Genomic DNA, 21,010 nt, shown 5'->3' with positions numbered 1-21,010 from the left:
AACACTTTTGAAACATTTTATTCAAATCTTTTCTTCCCAATCTTCTAAAATATCGTGATGCGAATGTACTAATTTCGCCCCATCATTGATCATCTTATGGCATCCTTCACTCATAGGATTTCCAGGCATACCAGGCATGGCATAAACATCTTTTCCTTGCTCTAATGCCTGATCAACTGTAATTAGCGATCCACTCTTTACTCTTGCTTCAACAACAAAGGTCCCACTGGTCAGTCCAGAAATAATTCGGTTTCGTTCTGGAAAATGAAATTTTTTTGGCGGACGGTCAGGAGGGTACTCACTTAATACCAAATGCTCGCTAACCAATCGTTGATACAAGGCTATGTCATTCGTAGGATAAATATGATGAAAGCCTGATCCTAGAATAGCAATCGTAGCACCATTGTAGGCTAACGCCAAATGATGAGCAAATTGGTCAACGCCCTTTGCCATTCCGCTGACTATCGTAAAACCTTGCTGAATGAGTGGGGAAAGAATTTTTTTCATAGATGGGTAAGCGTAAGAGGAAGGCTTCCTCGTACCGACTACGCTTAAAGATAAAGGGTGTTCAAGAAGCATCAGATTACCAATCGCATATAAGACAAGAGGCGGATCGGGGATCGACCTTAGAAGGGAAGGATAGTTGTTGTCGAATATAGTTAAACAGTGTATTTTTTGCAAATCAGTGTCGAGTTTCTTCATTATATTATAGTCATTGATATAATTCTGGATGGCTGCTGCTCTTGACTCTTTAATCTTTGCTATTAGGGAGAAGGATCTGGGGGACAAAGTAAAGGGGGAATATAAGTGAGGGTCTACCTGGAGAAGCTTTCGAATCAATGTTCGTGTAACATTAGGGGAGGAGTGTAGCCGTATTAAATTTTCTCGTCTTCTATTCATAACTTACCTCTTTCCAAAGAGGGAAAACCGTGCCCATAACAGGCACGGCTATCCGCCATTTTATATGGTATTTTGAGATACTTAGTGGGTTTTACATTTATCAAAAAGACCTTCACTCTTTAATACATTAATGAGCGTTTCTCCCATTACAGAAGGCGTTTCAGCTACTTCAATACCGCATTCGTTCATCACACGAATTTTTTCATCAGCCGTTCCTTTACCACCAGAAATGATGGCACCTGCGTGGCCCATTCGTTTTCCAGGAGGAGCTGTACGACCACCGATAAATCCTACGACTGGTTTATTCATATTCTCTTTTACCCATTCAGCCGCTTCTTCCTCAGCAGTACCTCCGATTTCACCAATCATTATAACAGCTTCTGTATCTTCATCTTCATTGAATGCTTTTAGAACGTCGATGAAATCCGTACCATTAACAGGATCTCCACCGATACCTACGGCGGTAGACTGACCAATTCCAGCTTCAGAAAGCTGGTGCACAGCTTCATAAGTCAAGGTCCCAGAACGTGATACTACACCTACATGCCCTTTTTTATGAATATAACCAGGCATAATGCCAATCTTACACTGGTCAGGAGTGATGACTCCAGGACAGTTCGGCCCCACTAGACGCGTTTTCTTGCCTTCCATAAAGCGTTTTACTTTTACCATATCAAGAACAGGAATGTGCTCTGTGATACAAATAGCAAGGTCAAGCTCAGCATCCGTAGCTTCCATAATTGCATCAGCTGCAAATGGAGCGGGTACATAAATGACAGATGCATTCGCGCCTGTCTTCTCAACAGCTTCCTGTACGGTATTAAAAACAGGAATTCCTTCGACTTCTGTACCGCCTTTACCAGGAGTTACCCCTCCGACGATCTGTGTACCGTATTCAACCATTTGTTTTGTATGGAAAAGAGCTGTAGAGCCCGTAATTCCTTGAACAATAACTTTTGTGTCTTTGTTAATATATACACTCATCTGATTTCCCCGCCTTTCTTACTTGACTAGTTCTACGATTTTTTGAGCGCCTTCTGCCATAGAATCCGCAGAGGTGATATTTAATCCGGAATCGTCCAGGATCTTCTTACCTTGTTCTACATTCGTGCCTTCTAAACGGACGACTAACGGAAGTGTCAAGCCAATTTGCTTCGTAGCTTCAACAACACCTTCGGCAATGACATCACACTTCATAATACCTCCGAAGATGTTTACAAAAATACCTTTAACGTTATCATCAGAAAGAATAATTTTGAAAGCTTCCGTAACTTTTTCGGCTGTTGCACCACCACCAACATCAAGGAAGTTAGCAGGATCACCATTATAGTGTTTGATTGTATCCATAGTCGCCATTGCCAAGCCAGCTCCATTAACCATGCAGCCAATGTTACCATCAAGTGCAATGTAGCTTAGGTCATACTTGGACGCTTCTACTTCTTTTGGATCCTCTTCGTCTAAATCACGAAGTTCGGAGATGTCTTTTTGACGGAATAAAGCGTTATCGTCAAAATTCAGCTTAGAATCAAGCGCAAGGACATCGCCGTCTCCTGTTGTAACTAGAGGGTTGATCTCAGCTACAGAGCAATCCTTTTTCACGAAAACGTCATAAAGTCCAAGCATAAATTTAACGGCTTTACCCAAAGCCTCTTTTGGAATATTGATATTAAAGGCAAGACGGCGCGCCTGGAAAGGTGTTAAGCCAGTAACCGGATCGATTACTTCTTTAAAGATTTTCTCAGGAGTTTCCGCGGCTACTTCTTCGATTTCTGTACCGCCCTCTTCAGATGCCATCATTGTAACTTTACTTGTCGCACGATCCAGCACAAGTCCAACATAGTATTCACTTTGAATGTCGCAACCTTCTTCAATGAGTAAGCGCTTTACTTCTTTGCCTTCTGGACCAGTCTGATGGGTTACAAGTGTCTTTCCTAGTATCTCATCAGCGTATGTACGCACTTCATCAAGATTCTTCGCAATTTTTACTCCACCGGCTTTCCCACGTCCGCCTGCATGGATTTGCGCTTTGACGACTGTTACATCGCTACCTAATTTCTCAGCTGCTTCAACAGCTTCATCTACGGTATATGCGACGTGGCCATTTGGCACAGATACGCCAAAATCACGCATGATTTGTTTTCCTTGATACTCGTGAATGTTCATGTTTCATCCTCCCATCAATTTTCACTGCATGTTCATTGTATAAAAAAACGTTATCAATTGTCCATACTAAGGGCAGATATCTGTCGAAAAATTCAACAGATTGACGAGTTTTTTATTATGTAAACTATAATGTGGGAGTTATAATCCCCCTCTTTTAAACTTTGCTATATGAAATATAGAGCAATCATATGGCAAAATGACTCTGGAATTTGGTCATTAATTTTCAGTCCTGCCAGAAGTTCTGCAAGAGACACATGCTGCAAAATCGATAATTCGTATTCAGAGCTTTTCCTCTTTACCCACCCTTGTTTATTAAATCTCTTACTGGAGCAAAGCTTCTTCGATGATACGGCGACGGGCCATGAGTTTCTAAAGCTTTTAAATGCTCTTTCGTTCCATAACCTTGATTGGAGACAAACTGATACATAGGATATTTGCTATGAAGATCAGCCATCATTCGGTCTCGTATTACCTTGGCTATAACACTAGCAGCCGCGATCGATACGCTCTTTTGATCTCCTTTTACAATATTTGTTTGAGTTAATGGTAAATCATCGAGAGTCACCGCATCAATAAGCAAGTGATCTGGTGATTGAAAAAGGTCATTCACTGCTCGTTTCATGGCTAGTTTTGTCGCCTGATATATATTCAATCGATCAATTTCTTCACTAGTTACAATGCCTCTTCCCGTATCAGCACTATTTAATATTTCTTTAAAAAATTGTTCTCGTTGATCTAGAGACAACTTTTTGGAATCATTAAGCCCTTCTAAATAAAAATCTTCTGGCAAAATGACGGCTGCCGCTACTACTGGACCAGCCAGCGGGCCTCGTCCTGCTTCATCAATTCCTGCAATAAAAGCTTTCCCCTTATAGTAATTCTCCTTTTCGTAGGCCATCATTTCATCGTATTGTTTTTTTAATTTTGCTTGCTTCATTTGGATGGAATCATATTGACTAATCAGCTTCTGAACACCTTTTCTTGCATCATTTCTCAAATGTTCAATTTCCTTGTGAGAAAGTTCTGCTTGTTTCATTTTCTTTTTTATTTCTGTTATTGTCATCATTCTGGTCATCTGTTTATCTCCCCGTATATTTTTAAATTCACCCAAATCGTTCGTTATGTAATTACCATAAAAAACTTTTATTTATGACACTTGTAAATAATCTTTAACACAAATGCTATTTGCTTCCATTAAAGCCTCCTGAAGACTCAGTTTCGAGACTTACTGGGGCCGTTACCATATTTGGAGTAGGGAGGCTCTGATTTCCTAAATTACAGAAAGATTTTCGGTACTAATAACGTTTCCGTTTATCCCAACACCCGTAAGGAGGTCCGAGAAATCGCGAGACTCCTGTGGGATGAACATGATAGGTGAGACCCCGGTAAGCTTTAGCTCGAGGAGGCTCAGCACATGCCCACGGAAAGCGAGTGATTTCTCGGACCTCCAAATTCCGCTTAGGGCAACGGAAACTTCACAGTACCTCGAAATCTAGTCTTCAAGATAACTGCTATTTATTGGAATGAACCATTAGACAGCTTCATCCATAATAAGACACCATGAAAAAACGCAAAGTGGGTAATCCACATTGCGCTTGTTTAGTAATTTTTTATGGCCGTTCCAAGCTGATTAAGCCGAGCTTTCCTGTGCGTAAATCTTGCAAAATCACATCAGAAACTTTTTCAAAATTAACATGCCCGCCACTTTCAAGACAACCACGTTTTTTTCCGATTGTTTCGAAAGCTTCCATAATATCATTATAGCTCTCAAAGCCAAACCTTGCTCCTAGAAGCGAAGGGTAATGATTTTGTAAATAATCTAAAACGTAAGCGGCCACATCCTCTTTTGGAAGAATTTGATCTTTAATCGTTCCTATTGAAGCCAAACGATATCCAACTTCTTCTTCTTCAAATTTCGGCCATAATATACCAGGGGTATCAAGAAGTTCAAACTCTTTCTTCACTTTTATCCACTGTTGTTTTTTCGTAACACCCGGCTTATCTCCCGTCTGTGCCATCTTTTTGTTTGCAAGGCGATTGATTAATGTTGACTTACCTACATTGGGAATGCCGATAATCATCGCTCGAGAAGGTCGTGGTCTAACACCTTTAGCTTTTAACTTTTCTATTTTTTCTTTTCCAAGGTCCTTAGCCATCTGGACCACTTTTTGAATATCTTGTTTTTTGTTTGCTTCTATGGCGAGTGATGGCGTTCCTCTTTGTTCATTGTAACTAATCCATTCATTTGTCACATTTGAATCGGCCAAATCTTTTTTCATTAGTACAATCATTTTTGGCTTATCTTGCAATATTTCATGTAACATTGGGTTTTGTGAGGACAAAGGAGCTCGAGCATCAACAAGCTCAATCACGAAATCAACGAGCTTAAGCTTCTCAGCCACTTCTCGTTTTGCCTTTGCCATGTGTCCTGGAAACCACTGTATGCTCATAAGGTGCCTCCTAATTGATAAGTTCTATGCGATTTAATGGCCAGTAAGAAAGGATAGCTTCCCCCACGATTTGATTATCGGGAATGACGCCAAGCATGCGACTGTCCGTCGAGTTTGTCCGATTATCTCCTAATACAAGGAAATGATTCTCCGGAACCTCTTCATATCCTCCAGGAAGCTCTTCAATCGTAAAATCATCGGTATTTACTTCTCCTGATTCAACATGTTCTTTTTCTTCTGTTAAAAAAGGTTCTTCCATTTCTTTCCCATTTATGTATAGCTTATCGTTTTTATATTCTACATGATCCCCAGGTAAGCCAATAACCCGCTTTATGTAATCTTTTTTTTCTGTTGCATGGAAGACGACTACATCAAACCTTTCAGGAGATCCTAAAGTATAGTTAATTTTACTGACAATCAAATGATCACCGCTATGTAAGGTAGGTAGCATTGATGGGCCTTCTACCACCACTGGAGCAAAAAGGAATACACGTACAATTATGGCTAAAACCGCTGCAATAACAAATGCTTTAATCCAATCCAACCACTGTTTCTTCATTACTATTCCCCATTCCCTTACAATGATTAGAAAAAAGGAGCTTGGCAAATGCAAGCTCCTTTCAACTAAATTAGATGATTTCTTTAATACGAGCAGCTTTACCGCGCAGGTTACGCAAGTAGTAAAGTCTCGCTTGACGGACTTTACCGCGGCGGGAACGCTCAATTTTTGCAATTCGTGGTGAATGCAATGGGAATGTACGCTCAACACCTACACCGTAAGTAATCTTACGTACAGTGAATGTTTCGCTAATTCCGCCATTTTGACGCTTAATAACAACACCTTCGAATACCTGGATACGCTCACGGTTACCTTCGACAACCTTCACGTGTACTTTGACAGTGTCACCAGGACGGAAGTCTGGGTGATCCGTACGAAGCTGTTCTTTTGTAATGTCATGAATTAGTTGTTGCATCGTGTTTCACTCCTTTTGAACTAATGCTCTTGTCTACTAAGAGGCAGCGGAACATCGTTTTCCGCTTAAACCGAACGTTTAAGCACAAAGATAAATATATCATAAACCACTAGATTTCGCAAGGATCCTTAGCGATTTTTCCACTCATTAATCCAAGCATTTTCCTTTGAAGAAAGCTCTCTATTCTCAAGTAAATCAGGACGTCGTTCGAATGTCCGTTTAAGAGACTGGTAATGTCTCCATTCCTCTATTTTAGCGTGATTTCCGGAAAGTAAAACATCCGGTACGTGATGACCTCTAAAATCCGCCGGCCTCGTATAATGAGGGTGTTCAAGCAGTCCATCTGAAAAAGAGTCTTGTGGAGCCGACTGTTCATTTCCTAACACACCAGGTAAAAGTCTTATAACAGAGTCCATCACAACCATTGTTCCTAGTTCTCCACCCGTTAAGACATAGTCACCTAGAGAGATCTCATCTGTAACAAGCTCTTGTCTAATTCTCTCGTCATATCCTTCATAGTGGCCACAAATAAATATGATATGGTCCTCTTTAGATAATTCTTCTGCTTTCTTTTGTGAATGGGGTTCTCCTTGAGGACACATGAGTACAACTCTTGGTTGTGTTTCACTCTTTTGTTTTATATCTTCAATTGCATCGAAGATAGGCTGTGGAGTAAGGACAAGCCCTGCTCCTCCTCCATATGGATAGTCATCCACTTTATTGTGTTTATTAGTCGTAAAATCCCTGAAATTTACATAGCGGTAGCTGAACGCTTCTCGATCTTGGGCTCGTTTCATGATAGATGTATTTAACACCCCATCAAACATTTCTGGAAACAAAGTCAATATATCGATATGCATTAGTCTAACAGCCCCTCTATCGGATCAATGATAATCGTTTGTTGTTCAGGATCCACTTTTTTCACTACAGGCTCAATATAGGGTACGAGTAAATCTGACTGATTTGTTCGCTTGACGACCCAAACGTCATTGGCGCCCGGAGTCAAAATTTCCTTCACCTGGCCGATTTCTTCACCAGTTTGCAAATACACTGTACAGCCAATGATTTCATGAAAATAGAATTCATATTCCTCTAACTCTTCTTGTGCATCCTCCGTGACCATCAGCATCCCATTTTTATACCTTTCCACTTCGTTAATAGACGGATGATCTTCAAAAGTTAGAAGATCGAAGCCTTTGTGTACTCTATGGGACCGTACAATTAATTCCTTAGGTTCTTTATTATCATTTACCCAATACAAAAGCTGGCCTGGTTGGAAACGTTCCTCAAAGTCCGTGATTCGCTGGACTTTCACTTCTCCTTTAATGCCATGAGTATTTATTATTTTTCCGACATTGAACATTTGTTTCTCCATGTCTATCCTTACCTCGCTCGTATGACTTTTCCATCTTGAATGACAATCTGCCTCTCTTCAATCAATTCCTGCCACGAATCGCCTTCATTAACATCAATCAAAGCTTCTACCTCGTCTGTTTCCAGTTCACTTCCATTTGGAAGTACTTCTAGCTGATTTAGTTGATGTTCCGTCCATCGAATTTGATCCCTTCGTCGACTAATCTCTTTAGAGAAACGACGTTCCACTTCGGTTTTAGAAATTCCTGATTTACGTTCTAATTTTTTTTGCTCAAAAGCTAATTGGCGGCACTCTTTATCTAATTGTGTACACCTTTCATAGAAACGTTCCTTTAATTGGGCACGGCTATCTTCAGTCAACACTTGTTTAACAGGGATTTTTCGAATGATTTGCATGGGTCGCTCCGCCTCTCTGAATCTTTTCTGAATGGTAAAAAAGGGAAAGGTTATCCCTCTCCCTTCTTACATGATATCCAGATAGATTCGTTTTTCTGAATCAGAGCCTGCCGCATAAACGACAGTTCGAATCGCCTTAGCAATCCTTCCGTTTTTACCAATCACTTTTCCGACGTCGTCAGGATTCACCGTAAGATGATAAGTAACTTTCTGTTCTTCCTCTTTTACATCCACAACGATATCTTCGGGGTGATCAACAAGCGGAGTGACGATTGTTTCAATTAAGGCTTTCATGATATCACCACTACTTTATTATTTGTTTTTCTTTTCGTGGAACTGCTTCATGATGCCTTCTTTAGAGAATAGGTTACGAACTGTATCACTCGGCTGAGCACCATTTGACATCCAATCCATCGCTTTTTCAGCGTCAAGTTTAACCTCTACAGGGTTAGAAACTGGATTATATGTGCCGATTTGTTCAATGATACGTCCATCACGAGGAGAACGTGAATCTGCTACTACTACACGGTAAAATGGGTTACGTTTAGATCCCATACGTTTTAGGCGAATTTTTACTGCCATATTTAACAACCTCCATATTTTTCTTAAATGTTTCACACAAATTTAGATTTTAGCAGAACTTCAATTGTGTGTAAAGGATTTTTGCATTACATAAAAGGAAAATTCATTCCTTTACCTTTTTTGCCCTTGGTGTTACTCATTTGTTTCATCATTTTCTTCATTTCCTCGAACTGTTTCAATAGTCGGTTGACCTCTGAAACTGATGTTCCAGATCCTTTCGCAATTCGCTTTTTACGACTTGCATTCATCACAGAAGGGTCGACGCGTTCTTTCTTCGTCATCGATTGAATAATCGCTTCCACATGTACGATTTGTTTATCATCGAAGGAAACGTTTTTCAATCCCTTCATTTTATTTGCTCCTGGAATCATATTGATTAGTTCGTCCAGTGGTCCCATATTCTTCACTTGATCCATCTGGTCAAGGAAATCTTCGAATGTAAAGGATGCTGTTCGCATCTTCGATTCTAGTTCTTTTGCCTGTTTTTCGTCGACTTGGGTTTGAGCTTTTTCAATAAGAGTCAGCATATCTCCCATACCGAGAATACGTGAGGCCATCCGTTCTGGGTGGAATGCCTCTAATTGATCAAGTTTCTCTCCCATACCAGCAAACTTTATCGGTTTACCTGTCACAGCCTTAATGGATAAGGCAGCCCCACCACGGGTATCACCATCAAGCTTCGTAAGCAGGACGCCTGTTACGTCAAGCTGTTCATCAAAGCTTTGCGCTACGTTTACTGCGTCTTGTCCTGTCATTGCATCAACAACAAGGAAAATTTCATCAGGCTGAACGGCCTCTTTGATGTTCTGTAATTCACCCATCAGTCCTTCATCGACGTGTAAACGACCAGCGGTATCAATGATCACATAATCATTGTGTTCTTCTTTCGCTTTTTCAATCGCATTCTTAGCAATATCAACTGGATCAGCTTCAGTTCCTTCCGCATGAACAGGCATGCTCAGCTGTTTTCCTAACGTCTGCAATTGTTGAATAGCCGCAGGCCGGTAAACATCAGCCGCCGCAAGAAGCGGTGTACGGTTATAATTTTTCCTTAACAGGTTAGCAAGCTTTCCGGTCGTGGTTGTTTTACCGGCACCCTGTAAACCTACCATCATGATGACTGTCGGTGGACGTTTTGCAACAGCAATTCTGCTTTCATCGCCGCCCATTAAATCTGTTAATTCTTCTTTAACCACTTTGATTACTTGCTGTCCTGGGGTTAAGCTTTCCATGACCTCCTGACCGATTGCACGTTCGCGTATACGTTTAACGAAGTCTTTAACTACTTTAAAGTTAACATCGGCCTCAAGGAGGGCGAGACGAACTTCTCGACTCATCTCTTTTACGTCTTGTTCGGTTACCTTCCCTTTGCCTTTGATTTTTTTCATAGTTTCCTGCAAACGGTCGGATAAACCTTCAAATGCCATCCAAGGAACCCCCCTATTCTAATTCTTGTAGTTGTGTAACCCAACGGCTGAATTGCTCAGGATACTTTCCCGCTTCTAATTCAGTTTCCATATCGCGTAACACCTGCTGGCGTTCTTGAAACTTTTCATAAAGATGAAGCTTTTTTTCATATTCTTCAAGCATTGTCTCTGTGCGGCGAATGTTATCATAAACAGCTTGACGAGACACATCAAACGTTTCTGATATTTCACCTAAAGAGTAATCTTCTAGAAAATACAACTCCATATAGTTTCTTTGTTTAGGAGTTAATAACGACTGATAGAAATCAAATAAATAGTTCACTCTTGTCGTTTTTTCAAGCACAGTTAAGCACTCCTTGTTAAGTGAAATACCTTTACATGAGAATACTAACGGAGTCCTAGGTGTCGTGTCAAGGTCTAATCCTCATTTTCTTCATCTTCAAAGTCTTCGATCATGTCTGCAAATAGTCCATAGACAAATGCATGGGCATCAAATTTTTCTAAGTCTGTCACTTTCTCACCAAGCCCTACTAATTTCACTGGAATTTCCAACTCATTACGGATGGCCAGTACAATTCCACCTTTCGCTGTTCCATCTAACTTGGAAAGTACAATGCCCGACACATCGGTTGCTTCAGAGAAAGTTTTCGCTTGGCTCATCGCATTTTGTCCTGTCGTGGCATCCAATACAAGCAAAACTTCATGAGGTGCACCTGGGACTTCTCTTTCAATGACACGTTTAACTTTGGAGAGCTCATTCATCAGGTTGACTTTATTTTGAAGGCGTCCAGCTGTATCGCAGATAAGAACATCTGCATTTCGGGATTTGGCTGATTTAATTCCGTCAAAAATTACTGCAGCGGGATCACTCCCCTCGCTGTGCTTAATGGTATTAACACCTACACGGTCGCCCCAAGCCTCGAGTTGATCGATTGCGCCCGCACGGAATGTATCCCCGGCTGCTAACGTAACCTTCTTGCCTTCAGCTTTCAACCGATGCGCGAGCTTTCCAATTGTCGTCGTTTTTCCTACACCATTTACTCCAACAAAAAGATAAATGGTCAACCCGTCCGGATTTTCATTTAATCCTTCCACATCTCCAGCCTGATCATCTCCATAATAAATCTCTACAAGTTTTTCAGAGATCACTTCTTTCACTTGTTTTGTATCCTTGATATTTCTACGCTTGACTTCCATCTCAAGCTCATCAATCATTTCCATTACTGTATTTACGCCCACGTCTGCAGAAATTAACACTTCTTCGAGTTCTTCGAAAAAGTCTTCATCTACAGTACGGTAACGAGCTACAAGATCATTAATTTTAGTAGAAAAGGAATTTCTTGTTTTAGCTAATCCACGCTTGAATTTAGTAGCAATTGAATCTTCTTCCACTTTTTCCTCAGGAAGTGCCTCAACCTCTTCATCTACTCTTTCATCTGCCAATGTGTTTTCTTGATACGCATCTTCTGTGAACCGGTCTTCTTCATATTCATCTTCTTCCCCTTGTGGCACCTCTTCTGTCTCACCCACAGGGACTTCCGTTTCCTCTTCTAGAGGGAGTTCTTCTTTGCTCTCCCCTTCCTCAACATCCAGGTCTTTTTGTTCCTCTGAATCTTTAATCTCTTCTTCTTGATTTTTATCTTCACTCAAATCAAAATCTTTCACAAATTTTTCCTTTAATTTTTTAAAAAAGCTCATCTACTCTTCCTTTCTATGCTTCAAGTAATTCGGGAGTTTCTTCCAAGCGAACGGAAACAAGTTTTGATACCCCTGACTCCTGCATGGTCACTCCATAGAGTACATCCGATTCTTCCATCGTTCCTTTTCTGTGGGTAATAACAATGAACTGAGTGTTTGTGCTGAATTCTTTTAAGAAGCGGGCAAATCGGTCAACGTTCGCCTCATCTAAAGCTGCTTCTACCTCATCAAGCACACAAAAAGGAACTGGCCTCACTCTAAGGATAGAAAATAATAAGGCAATCGCCGTTAAGGCCCGTTCCCCACCTGAAAGAAGACTGAGGTTTTGAAGTTTTTTTCCTGGCGGCTGAGCTACAATATCAACACCTGTTTCTAACATATTTTCTGGTTCCGTCAATTGAAGATCAGCTTTTCCTCCTCCAAATAGGTCACGGAACACTTCACCGAACTCATTACGAATTTTTGTAAAGGTATCCGTAAAACGTCTGTCCATCTCTCCATCCATTTCATTAATGACGGAATGCAGCGTTTGTTTAGCTTCAAGAAGATCGTCCTGCTGACCTTTCAAAAAGTCGTACCTTTCTACGATGCGCTCATACTCGTCAATCGCACCTAAATTCACTGTACCTAATTCTTCCATAGACCGTTTAATTAGTTTTACTTGGGTGGATGCCTGTTCAATATCATCAACAGGAGGATATTCACCTTTTGCTCGTTCAAAAGTTGTCACATACTCTTCCTGAAGATAGTTCAACATATTTTCAAGCTCGACATCAAGGCGGTTAGTCTTAACCTCTTTTTGTTGAATATCCTGATTAAAATTCTGATGATTGCGCTTCTGCTCTTTAAGAATACGCTCTGCTTCCTGAATTTCCTGTCCATATTGATTACGCTCTTTTCTTCGGTCCTGTATTAGAGAAGAAGTGGTTTCTTTTCTTTGTTTTGTTTCGTTTATAGCCTCAACAAGCTCTTCTTCTGTCTGGTTCGAATCAACTAATTCAATCAATTGCTTGTAGGCTTTACGATTTTCTTCAAGGCTGTGATTAATACCAGAGAGTTCTTCACTATATCTGTCAGCTTTTTCTTGCTGATTTCTGACAGCCGAATCTTGTTCAGCCAATTGAATTTGCAACTCATTTTTACGTTTTTGCAGGTTCTCTGCATCTAATTTTTGGCGGTCCTTTGCCTCGGTTAATTCTGAAATTTGATGTTGAACCGATTCCAATTCTTCGCCAAGCTTAGATAAGTCTATATCTAACTGTTGGAGTTGTTCCCCCGCCTGACTTCGGTCTTTATCATATTGGGCCTGGTCCTGGTCGAATAATTGCAGTTGATCATTCAAGTGACTCAGCTTAAGCTGATATTCGCGAATGTTCGATTGTTTTTCATATTCATTGTTCTTGACACCAGCTAGTTCTTGGTCCAATTCATCTACTTTACGCTGTTGTTCAGTAATTGTCTGTTTTAATGTTTTCACTTTCTCTTCGACATCTTTAGTTTTTGCATCGAACTCTTCGATTTTACCGCTAATCTCCTGAAGTTCTTTTTCTCTTGTAAAAAGCGATTGATTAGATTTCTTTTGCCCTCCACCAGACATAGAACCACCTGGGTTGACCACATCTCCGTCTACCGTTACGACACGATATTTACGGTTTAAAAATCGCGCTATAGCGTTAGCATCTTCTAACGTCTCTGCGATCACGATATGTCCAAGTAAATGCTGAATCGCTTTCTGATAAGCTGAATCAAACTCTACTAAATCCACAGCAATACCTACAAAACCATTCTGCTCTGGAAGGCCAGAAGCCGCTTGCCCGTAAATCGAACGAGGCTGAATAGCTGTTAGAGGCAAAAAGGTGGCTCGTCCTTTATGATTAGACTTTAACCAGTGAATGGCTTGTCTGCCTGTCTTTTCGTCTTTAACAACGATATGTTGTGCCTGAGCTCCCAAAGCAGTCTCAATCGCTGTAAGTAGATTGCTTGGGATTTCGATTAATTCTAGAACCGCTCCTTCAATACCTTGAATCTGACCTCTTTGCCTTGCTTTAAGTATTTCACGGACACCTTGGAAATAGCCGGAAAAATCTTCTTTCATATCTTCAAGCATTTCTTTTTTGGATCGCATTTTTTCTAAGTACTGATACCCTTTATAGAGCTTCTCCTGCCAATTTTGATAAGATTCCGTGTTACTGTTTAAATTTTGCTGTAGGTGTTTAAGTTGTTCTTCTTTCTCTTTTCTTTCTGAAGAGATTAATTGCAATTCTTCTTTCAACTGCTGCAATGTTGTTTCAAGTTGATGACGCTCTTCTCTTAAATCTTTGAATTTACCTTCCTGATGGTCTTTCTTATAACTTATTTGTGACAACTGCTTATCTAATAACTGCTTTTCGTTCCTTTTTGCTGCTTGATCATTTAGTAGATCGATGTAGTCGCTTTTTAGATCCTCGATCTGGTCTTCAATCATTTGAATATCCTTGCTTAAAGCTTCGTTTGTTTGATGCAATTCGTGTTTCGTCTGTTTTCTTTTCTCTTTTGTTTCGGCCAGCTTTTCGGATTCTTCCTTGGCCACTTTAGTTAATTTTTTCCATCTATTTGATAAATCTTCATAATCCTGTTCAAGTTTAGATTTATTTTCCTCGTAGTGCTTATGACGTTCTTTTATAAGCTCTTTCTTGCCTTCTAAGTTCTCCAATTCTCTTGTAAGAACCAACAAAGTCTCTTGCAAATCTTCGATCGATTCATCGAGTGCTTGCATATTATCTCGTTGTTCTTTAACAGATGTCTCTTTTGTATCTATCTTCGCATGCAGTTCTTTTTCCTGCCTTTTAACTACTTCCAAATCTGTAAGTAATTGCTGCCACTCTTTGTGCAATTGTTCAATTTGAGTAACAAGCAGCGAAATCTCCACTTGTTTGAGATCTTCTTTTTTTTCTAGATAATCTCTAGCGACAGCAGCCTGCTCCTTGAGTGGTTCGAGCTGGCTGTCAATTTCATAGATAATATCTTCAACCCTGTTCAAATTCTCTTGTGTTTCTGCCAGCTTGTATTCTGCTTTTTTCTTTCGTTGTTTATATTTTAATACACCTGCCGCCTCCTCAAAGATAGAGCGGCGCTCTTCGGCTTTCGAACTTAAGATTTCTTCAACTTTTCCCTGACTGATAATAGAAAATGCTTCTCGTCCTAGACCAGAGTCCATAAATAAGTCAACGATATCCTTTAGTCTGCAGGCCTGGTTGTTAATGTAAAACTCACTTTCACCAGTACGATAAACCCTTCTGGTTACACTAACCTCCTGATACTCAAGAGGAAGAGTCTGATCCTTATTATCCAAAGTTAAAGTAACTTCTGCCATGTTCAGAGGACTTCTGGAATCACTTCCTGCAAAAATGATGTCTTCCATCTTAGTTCCGCGAAGGGAGCGGGCAGATTGCTCGCCTAGCACCCAGCGAATCGCGTCGGTTATATTACTCTTTCCGCTGCCATTAGGACCGACGACCGATGTAACTCCTGAGACGAAATCTACGGTTACACGTTCGGCAAACGATTTAAATCCTACTGTATCCAATTGTTTGAGGAACATATTCATCCTCCTGTATTTTCACAAATCTTTCTAACATCTAACTTATATATTCTATCATAATCCCCTACTGTACGGTAGGAACCAACGTCATCCTTTTTAATGACTAGAAATCACTTTTTAAGAATAGGGTTTTAAAAAAGTGTAAAGTATCTTATCATATGTACTAGCGCAAAAAACAGGATTTGCTGAGGAGGATATACGTTGAGTTTAGAACAACCTACGCAAGAAAACCTTGAAACGATCATTCATGATATGGCTGAAAAGCTTCAAGTCGTGAATCGCTCTATCATGGATCCAGAAGATTATGACTTGGCTAAATATGAGGAGATCAAGTCGTTACATGATATCATTCAAATGAAAGGCCAGCTAAGTGTTTCTGAAATTCAGGCTTTTGTTCAAGAGCTGGGTCAGTACAGAAAAGATTCTTAAGATCTTCTCCAAACCTTCAAGGCTACAAGTCTTGAAGGTTTTTTCATTCCATCAAACTGACAATTGTTTTGAAGCACTAGGGCTTATTCAATAATCTAGCAGTATGAGAATGTTGAATTACAACATCCCACCTTTTACATTTCTTATTCCATAAGAGACCGTTTCGAGCCTCTTCATAACGTATGGTGGATGGGATAACTTCGAGACTCCTGTGGGATGAACATGCTAGATGAGACCCCGGAAAACGAAGTTTGAGGAGGCTCAGCACATGCCCACGGAAAGCGAAACGTTTTCCCATCCACCATCAATCACATTAAAAGTCTCGAAACTTAGTCTTTTGGATAAGGATGCTTATACAGAGAAAAAGATCGCCCAAAACCTTTTTTAGTGGTCTGAGCGATCTCATTTAGGAAATTGCACCATGGTTTTCCAAAGCTTGTTGAGCAGCCTTCTGTTCAGCTTCTTTCTTCGTTCTACCGATACCGATTCCCCCAGTTTCTCCCTGAATCCTCACGTGAGCAATAAACTCTCTACTGTGGGCTGGCCCTCTTTCTTCAACAATTTCGTATTCAATTTTACTGTTTTTGTCTCGTTGAATGAACTCTTGCAATTGACTCTTAAAATCCATCGCATGAGAAAAAGCACCTTTTTTAACTTTAGGATACACATAAGACCTTAAAAACTGGACGACTGTCTCAAATCCCTGATCGAGGTATAGAGCCCCTATAAAGGCTTCAAATACATCTGCGAGAAGTGCTGGACGGTTCCTTCCTCCAGTCATCTCCTCCCCTTTTCCTAAAAGGATTAGTTCCTGAAAATTTAACTCATTAGCAAATTGCACAAGGGACACTTCACATACGATTGATGCCCGGAACTTTGTCAATTCTCCCTCTGCCATCTCAGGAAACTCTCGATACAAGTATTGGGATACGCCTAACTCTAATACCGCATCTCCCAAAAACTCCAGTCGTTCATTATCTTCACGGTCGGTTTTACGATGCTCATTCACATAAGATGAATGTGTGAAAGCTTGTTCCAGTAACGAAACATCATTGAACTGGATATTTATATTGTTCTGAAAACTGGAAAAATCACCCATAATTCACCTTGTCCTTTACTGCAAATTTAAAATAGGAAAGGCTGCCTGCAAGATGCAGGCAGCTATTGAAGTATTACGATACGCTGTTTATGTAATTCACAGCGTCGCCTACTGTATTGATTTTTTCAGCTTCTTCATCAGAGATTTCCATATCAAACTCATCTTCCAGCTCCATTACAAGCTCTACTACGTCTAAAGAGTCTGCTTCTAAATCTTCTTTGAAGGAAGCTTCCATTGTTACTTTAGATTCATCAACGTCTAATCGATCAACGATGATCTGTTTTACTTTATCGAATGTTTCTGCCATTGGAACTTCACCTCCCTTCAGTAATTATAGTAAAAGTTTTATTAAAAGCGCAAGAGCCCCTTAAAAATAGGAATTTTTCTTACTTCCTATATCTAGTTAACAGAAATCTTGTACATCGCTTTCGTATTTACAATCTGTTTTCACCGCCCAGAAATAAACACTCCACCACTGTGAAAAAGCACACTTCACTAAGGTAATTTGTTTAAGCATGTCTAATCTATCTGGACGATTCAACACTTATAATTACATCACCATGCCGCCGTCGACATGAAGTGTCTGACCTGTCATGTAGTTGGCATCTTCAGACGCTAGAAATCGAACGACCCTAGCAACGTCTTGCGCTTCTCCCAGTCGCTTAAGCGGGATTAATGACAGCATCTGCTCGCGTTGTTCGTCTGTAAGTGCATCTGTCATATCCGTAGTGATGTATCCAGGCGCCACAGCGTTTACTTGAATATTTCTTGAAGCAAGCTCTTTTGCGTTTGACTTCGTCAACCCAATGACCCCTGCTTTTGCTGCTACATAGTTTGCTTGGCCCGGGTTACCAGTGACACCCACGATAGAAGCAACATTTACAATACGTCCGTATTTCTGTTTCATCATTTGACGTGTTACGCCTTTAGTGCACATAAAGACACCTTTCAAGTTCGTATTAATTACCGCATCAAACTCTTCTTCCTTCATTCGCATAAGAAGATTATCTTTAGTAATTCCAGCGTTGTTGACAAGAATATCTAAACGGCTGAACTCATCCACGACCGTTTTTATCATACGTTTTACGTCCTCTTCATTAGCTACGTCCGCCTGAATTTTCATAGCAACGCCGCCTGCCTCTCGGATCTCTTGCACGACTGCCTCAGCACGGTCCTCGCTCCCCGCGTAGTTGACAGCAACTTTTGCTCCCTTTGAAGCCAGCTCAATTGCGATAGAACGGCCGATTCCACGGGATGCCCCTGTAACAAGGGCTACTTGATCTTGTAACATTACGAATCCTCCTTATACCACTGAATGAAATCTTCTAAAGTTTCTGGATTCTGTACGTTGAATGTTTTCATTCTACGCTTCACTTTTCGGACAAGTCCGCTAAGCACCTTGCCATGACCAACTTCGACGATTGCCTCAACACCCTCTTCTACAAAGGCTTCTAAGATCTGCTGAAAACGAACTGGAGAATACAGCTGTTCAACTAGCAGTTTCTCAATAGTTTCAGCTTCTGTAACCGGAGAGGCTGTTACATTAGCATAGACAGGTACCTCCGCATCACGTACTTCTGTTTTGGATAAATGGTCAGAAAAATCATCACTCGCAGGCTTCATTAAGCGTGAATGAAAAGGACCACTGACATTAAGGGGAATTACACGTTTTGCTCCCGCTTCATTTAATTTATTTGATGCTTCTTCTACACCTTGCTTTGTTCCTGAGATGACAATCTGACCAGGGCAGTTAATGTTTGCCAGATCTACGGCCAACTCCCCATCGAACTCCTTAATTACATCTTCAATATTTTCCTGACTTAATCCTAGAACAGCTGCCATAGTTCCTTTGCCTGTAGGGTAAGCCTCTTCCATTAACTTGCCTCTTAAGTGAACGAGTTTAACTGCATCTAGTGGATCGAGAGACCCTGAAGCTACAAGAGCACTGTATTCTCCGAGGCTGTGCCCAGCAGTCATACTTGGTGCAACACCCTGTTCTTTCAATACTTGATTGATGGCCACGCTATTCAGTAAAAGAGCCGGCTGTGCATTTTCTGTCTTAGTCAACTCTTCTGCAGGCCCTTCAAACATCAATGTAGTCAAAGAATAACCGAGAGCTTCATCTGCTTCATCAAATAATTTTTTTACAGAAGGATAAGCCTCATACATTTCTTTACCCATTCCTACTTCTTGTGATCCTTGTCCTGGAAAAACAAAAGCAGTTCGTTTCATTATTTTTCCTCCTTCTGCTGCATATCTTGCAATGTATTTGAAATCGTTGAAGTCACATTCAATTCAATCATTTGACATGCCTGACGAATCGCGTTGAACACGGCCCGTTCATTTGAGGATCCGTGCGCTTTAATTACGGGAGAAGCCAACCCGAATAAACCGGCTCCCCCATATTCAGAATAATCAAGCTGGTCTTTTAATTTTCTTAAATCATTTTTAGCTAAACCAGCTGCGATTTTTGTTTTGAAATTGCTCATGAACGTTTTTTTCATCATGGAAAACATCGTCATGGCTGTTCCTTCAATTGTTTTTAATGCTACATTTCCTGTAAACCCGTCCGTTACAACGACATCTGCAACTCCATCTAGTAAGTCGCGGGCTTCTACATTTCCGACGAAATGGATCGGTGCATTGTTCAATAACTGAAAAGCTTTTTTAGTTAAATCACTTCCCTTACCATCTTCGGTGCCCACATTTAATAATCCTACTCGAGGACGGGAAATGTTACGGACATTTTCTGCGTAAATCGATCCAATCACACCATATTGCAGTAAATGTTCAGGCTTGGCATCTACGTTCGCCCCAACATCTAACATTAAAAAACCTTTCCCATCCTGAGTAGGCAGCGTAGGACTTAGAGCAGGCCTGTCAACTCCATTCATACGGCCGACTACAAACAATCCGGCACTCATTAAAGCTCCGGTATTTCCGGCTGAAATACAGCCATCCGCACGTCCTTCTTTTACCTCGTTAGCCGTCAGTACCATAGATGAATTTTTCTTCCTCCGTACTGCTCTTACCGGCTCATCCTCTGAAGTTATCATTTCTGTTGTATGTAGAACTGTGATATTTTTTTGACCGCTTAATAGTGGGTTAATCTTATCCTCATCCCCAACAAGGGTAATTTCAAGATTGTTGATCGTTTCAGCAGCTTTCACTGCGCCTTTGACGATTGCTTCAGGAGCGTTATCCCCACCCATAGCATCTATGGCAAGCCTCATCTCTTACAACTCCTTCTACTGATTGGAACGGTACATATGAAACGTTCCAGAAAAAACTTCTTCGTTCTCAACAAAACTTTGCACTTGCACAATTGTTTGCCCACGTTCGTCTTTTCCTTTGACTACTGCTTTAGCAACAACACGCTCTCCAAGTTTCACTTGTCTCGAAAATTGGATACTGGAACGGGCTGTTAATGCAAGTTCATCGTTGATGACCGCAACAGCAAGGGAATTGGCTTGTGCAAACAAATGATGACCCCGAGCAATATTATTTCGCGAGAAAACATGTTCTGGCTTAATATCTAAAATGGAAATTGCCCGTTCATCAAGTTCTAAGTCTACAACCTCTCCGATTACTTCTTCAATCGGCAAGGCTTTAACTGTTTCATTCCATTCCTGAGTAGCTACTGACTTTATCCGTTCCCTAAGTTCAGGTATGGACATTTCCATCCGATCAAGGCGGATGGTTTGAATACTAACCCCGAATCGTTTGGCTAATTCTTCGTCTGTAATAAAAGGCGAAGCTTCAATTGTTTTTTTTAGTTCCTCTTGCCTTACTTTTTTCGTTTTTTTCATCGTGGGTTCACCGTCCGTATAATCATCAGCACGAGCTTTATGACTAGGTACTAATAGTAATATATAATACCAAGAAAAATTTCGCAAGGACAGACTGAATACTTGATTGTTCAGGCTTTATCCATAATT

The 21,010-nt window shown here is 40.6% G+C and carries 23 protein-coding genes; 1 reads left to right on the top strand and 22 read right to left on the bottom strand.

Annotated features, from left to right (window positions below; translation table 11 throughout):
- Window positions 1-21 precede the first annotated feature (21 nt).
- The 16 genes from dprA to smc all read right to left on the bottom strand — a co-directional run bounded on the left by dprA (window position 22) and on the right by smc (window position 15,544).
- Window positions 22-702, bottom strand: a complete 681-nt coding sequence (gene dprA / locus ACRYKC_RS08350; RefSeq protein WP_433806280.1) for a DNA-processing protein DprA — start codon at window positions 700-702, stop codon at window positions 22-24.
- 279 nt (window positions 703-981) lie between these two features.
- Window positions 982-1,884, bottom strand: a complete 903-nt coding sequence (gene sucD, locus ACRYKC_RS08345; protein WP_433806279.1) for a succinate--CoA ligase subunit alpha — start codon at window positions 1,882-1,884, stop codon at window positions 982-984.
- Between the two features lie 18 nt (window positions 1,885-1,902).
- Complete coding sequence (gene sucC, locus ACRYKC_RS08340; protein WP_433806278.1) at window positions 1,903-3,063, bottom strand: ADP-forming succinate--CoA ligase subunit beta; 1,161 nt, start codon at window positions 3,061-3,063, stop codon at window positions 1,903-1,905.
- A gap of 295 nt (window positions 3,064-3,358) precedes the next feature.
- Complete coding sequence (locus ACRYKC_RS08335) at window positions 3,359-4,138, bottom strand: ribonuclease HII (RefSeq protein WP_433806277.1); 780 nt, start codon at window positions 4,136-4,138, stop codon at window positions 3,359-3,361.
- A gap of 535 nt (window positions 4,139-4,673) precedes the next feature.
- Window positions 4,674-5,513 carry a ribosome biogenesis GTPase YlqF gene (gene ylqF / locus ACRYKC_RS08330; protein ID WP_433806276.1) on the bottom strand — a complete coding sequence of 280 codons (840 nt, stop codon included), beginning with the start codon at window positions 5,511-5,513 and terminating at the stop codon, window positions 4,674-4,676.
- A 10-nt stretch (window positions 5,514-5,523) separates the two neighbouring features.
- A complete protein-coding gene (lepB, locus tag ACRYKC_RS08325) occupies window positions 5,524-6,072 on the bottom strand; it encodes a signal peptidase I (protein ID WP_433806275.1) in 549 nt (182 codons plus the stop codon).
- A gap of 70 nt (window positions 6,073-6,142) precedes the next feature.
- Window positions 6,143-6,487 carry a 50S ribosomal protein L19 gene (gene rplS, locus ACRYKC_RS08320; RefSeq protein WP_085029964.1) on the bottom strand — a complete coding sequence of 115 codons (345 nt, stop codon included), beginning with the start codon at window positions 6,485-6,487 and terminating at the stop codon, window positions 6,143-6,145.
- Between the two features lie 128 nt (window positions 6,488-6,615).
- Window positions 6,616-7,347, bottom strand: coding sequence for a tRNA (guanosine(37)-N1)-methyltransferase TrmD (trmD, locus tag ACRYKC_RS08315; protein WP_433806274.1), 732 nt, complete (start codon window positions 7,345-7,347; stop codon window positions 6,616-6,618).
- Entirely contained in the window at window positions 7,347-7,862 is a 516-nt protein-coding gene (gene rimM / locus ACRYKC_RS08310; RefSeq protein ID WP_433806273.1) for a ribosome maturation factor RimM, read from the bottom strand. Before rimM ends, trmD begins: the two co-directional genes overlap by 1 nt.
- 8 nt (window positions 7,863-7,870) lie before the next feature.
- Complete coding sequence (locus tag ACRYKC_RS08305) at window positions 7,871-8,257, bottom strand: YlqD family protein (RefSeq protein WP_433806272.1); 387 nt, start codon at window positions 8,255-8,257, stop codon at window positions 7,871-7,873.
- Between the two features lie 66 nt (window positions 8,258-8,323).
- Window positions 8,324-8,551: a KH domain-containing protein gene (locus tag ACRYKC_RS08300; RefSeq protein ID WP_433806271.1), complete on the bottom strand. Its 228-nt coding sequence runs from the start codon at window positions 8,549-8,551 to the stop codon at window positions 8,324-8,326.
- Between the two features lie 18 nt (window positions 8,552-8,569).
- Complete coding sequence (gene rpsP, locus ACRYKC_RS08295; protein ID WP_085029968.1) at window positions 8,570-8,839, bottom strand: 30S ribosomal protein S16; 270 nt, start codon at window positions 8,837-8,839, stop codon at window positions 8,570-8,572.
- Window positions 8,840-8,925: 86 nt separating this feature from the next.
- Window positions 8,926-10,266 carry a signal recognition particle protein gene (ffh, locus tag ACRYKC_RS08290; protein WP_433806270.1) on the bottom strand — a complete coding sequence of 447 codons (1,341 nt, stop codon included), beginning with the start codon at window positions 10,264-10,266 and terminating at the stop codon, window positions 8,926-8,928.
- A gap of 13 nt (window positions 10,267-10,279) precedes the next feature.
- The gene (locus tag ACRYKC_RS08285) at window positions 10,280-10,609 is read right to left on the bottom strand and encodes a putative DNA-binding protein (protein WP_433806269.1); all 330 of its coding nucleotides are present in this window, start codon (window positions 10,607-10,609) and stop codon (window positions 10,280-10,282) included.
- Window positions 10,610-10,683: 74 nt separating this feature from the next.
- Window positions 10,684-11,964 (bottom strand): signal recognition particle-docking protein FtsY, encoded by a 1,281-nt coding sequence (gene ftsY / locus ACRYKC_RS08280; protein ID WP_433806268.1) that lies wholly within the window; start codon window positions 11,962-11,964, stop codon window positions 10,684-10,686.
- Window positions 11,965-11,977: 13 nt separating this feature from the next.
- Window positions 11,978-15,544 (bottom strand): chromosome segregation protein SMC, encoded by a 3,567-nt coding sequence (smc, locus tag ACRYKC_RS08275; RefSeq protein ID WP_433806267.1) that lies wholly within the window; start codon window positions 15,542-15,544, stop codon window positions 11,978-11,980.
- A 201-nt stretch (window positions 15,545-15,745) separates the two neighbouring features.
- On the opposite strand from smc, the gene ACRYKC_RS08270 reads away from it, so the two are divergent.
- On the top strand, window positions 15,746-15,973 hold the full coding sequence (locus ACRYKC_RS08270) for a DUF1128 domain-containing protein (protein ID WP_085029973.1): 228 nt from the start codon (window positions 15,746-15,748) through the stop codon (window positions 15,971-15,973).
- A 406-nt stretch (window positions 15,974-16,379) separates the two neighbouring features.
- Here the strand turns inward: ACRYKC_RS08270 and rnc are convergent, their stop codons facing one another.
- The 6 genes from rnc to fapR all read right to left on the bottom strand — a co-directional run bounded on the left by rnc (window position 16,380) and on the right by fapR (window position 20,881).
- Window positions 16,380-17,072: a ribonuclease III gene (gene rnc, locus ACRYKC_RS08265; protein ID WP_433806266.1), complete on the bottom strand. Its 693-nt coding sequence runs from the start codon at window positions 17,070-17,072 to the stop codon at window positions 16,380-16,382.
- 73 nt (window positions 17,073-17,145) lie between these two features.
- Entirely contained in the window at window positions 17,146-17,379 is a 234-nt protein-coding gene (gene acpP, locus ACRYKC_RS08260; protein WP_035546161.1) for an acyl carrier protein, read from the bottom strand.
- Window positions 17,380-17,622: 243 nt separating this feature from the next.
- The gene (gene fabG / locus ACRYKC_RS08255) at window positions 17,623-18,363 is read right to left on the bottom strand and encodes a 3-oxoacyl-[acyl-carrier-protein] reductase (protein WP_433806265.1); all 741 of its coding nucleotides are present in this window, start codon (window positions 18,361-18,363) and stop codon (window positions 17,623-17,625) included.
- On the bottom strand, window positions 18,363-19,304 hold the full coding sequence (fabD, locus tag ACRYKC_RS08250; protein ID WP_433806264.1) for an ACP S-malonyltransferase: 942 nt from the start codon (window positions 19,302-19,304) through the stop codon (window positions 18,363-18,365). The genes fabG and fabD overlap by 1 nt, the downstream gene beginning before the upstream one ends.
- Window positions 19,304-20,305, bottom strand: coding sequence for a phosphate acyltransferase PlsX (gene plsX / locus ACRYKC_RS08245; RefSeq protein ID WP_433806263.1), 1,002 nt, complete (start codon window positions 20,303-20,305; stop codon window positions 19,304-19,306). The genes fabD and plsX overlap by 1 nt, the downstream gene beginning before the upstream one ends.
- 15 nt (window positions 20,306-20,320) lie before the next feature.
- The gene (fapR, locus tag ACRYKC_RS08240) at window positions 20,321-20,881 is read right to left on the bottom strand and encodes a transcription factor FapR (RefSeq protein WP_433806262.1); all 561 of its coding nucleotides are present in this window, start codon (window positions 20,879-20,881) and stop codon (window positions 20,321-20,323) included.
- Window positions 20,882-21,010: the final 129 nt, after the last annotated feature.

The sequence above is a fragment of the Halobacillus sp. A1-3 genome (assembly GCF_050971765.1).
In the GTDB taxonomy this organism is placed as follows: domain Bacteria; phylum Bacillota; class Bacilli; order Bacillales; family Halobacillaceae; genus Halobacillus; species Halobacillus mangrovi_B.
The sequence above is the reverse complement of the archived record's forward strand: the minus strand, read 5'-3'. Positions and strand labels throughout refer to the sequence as shown.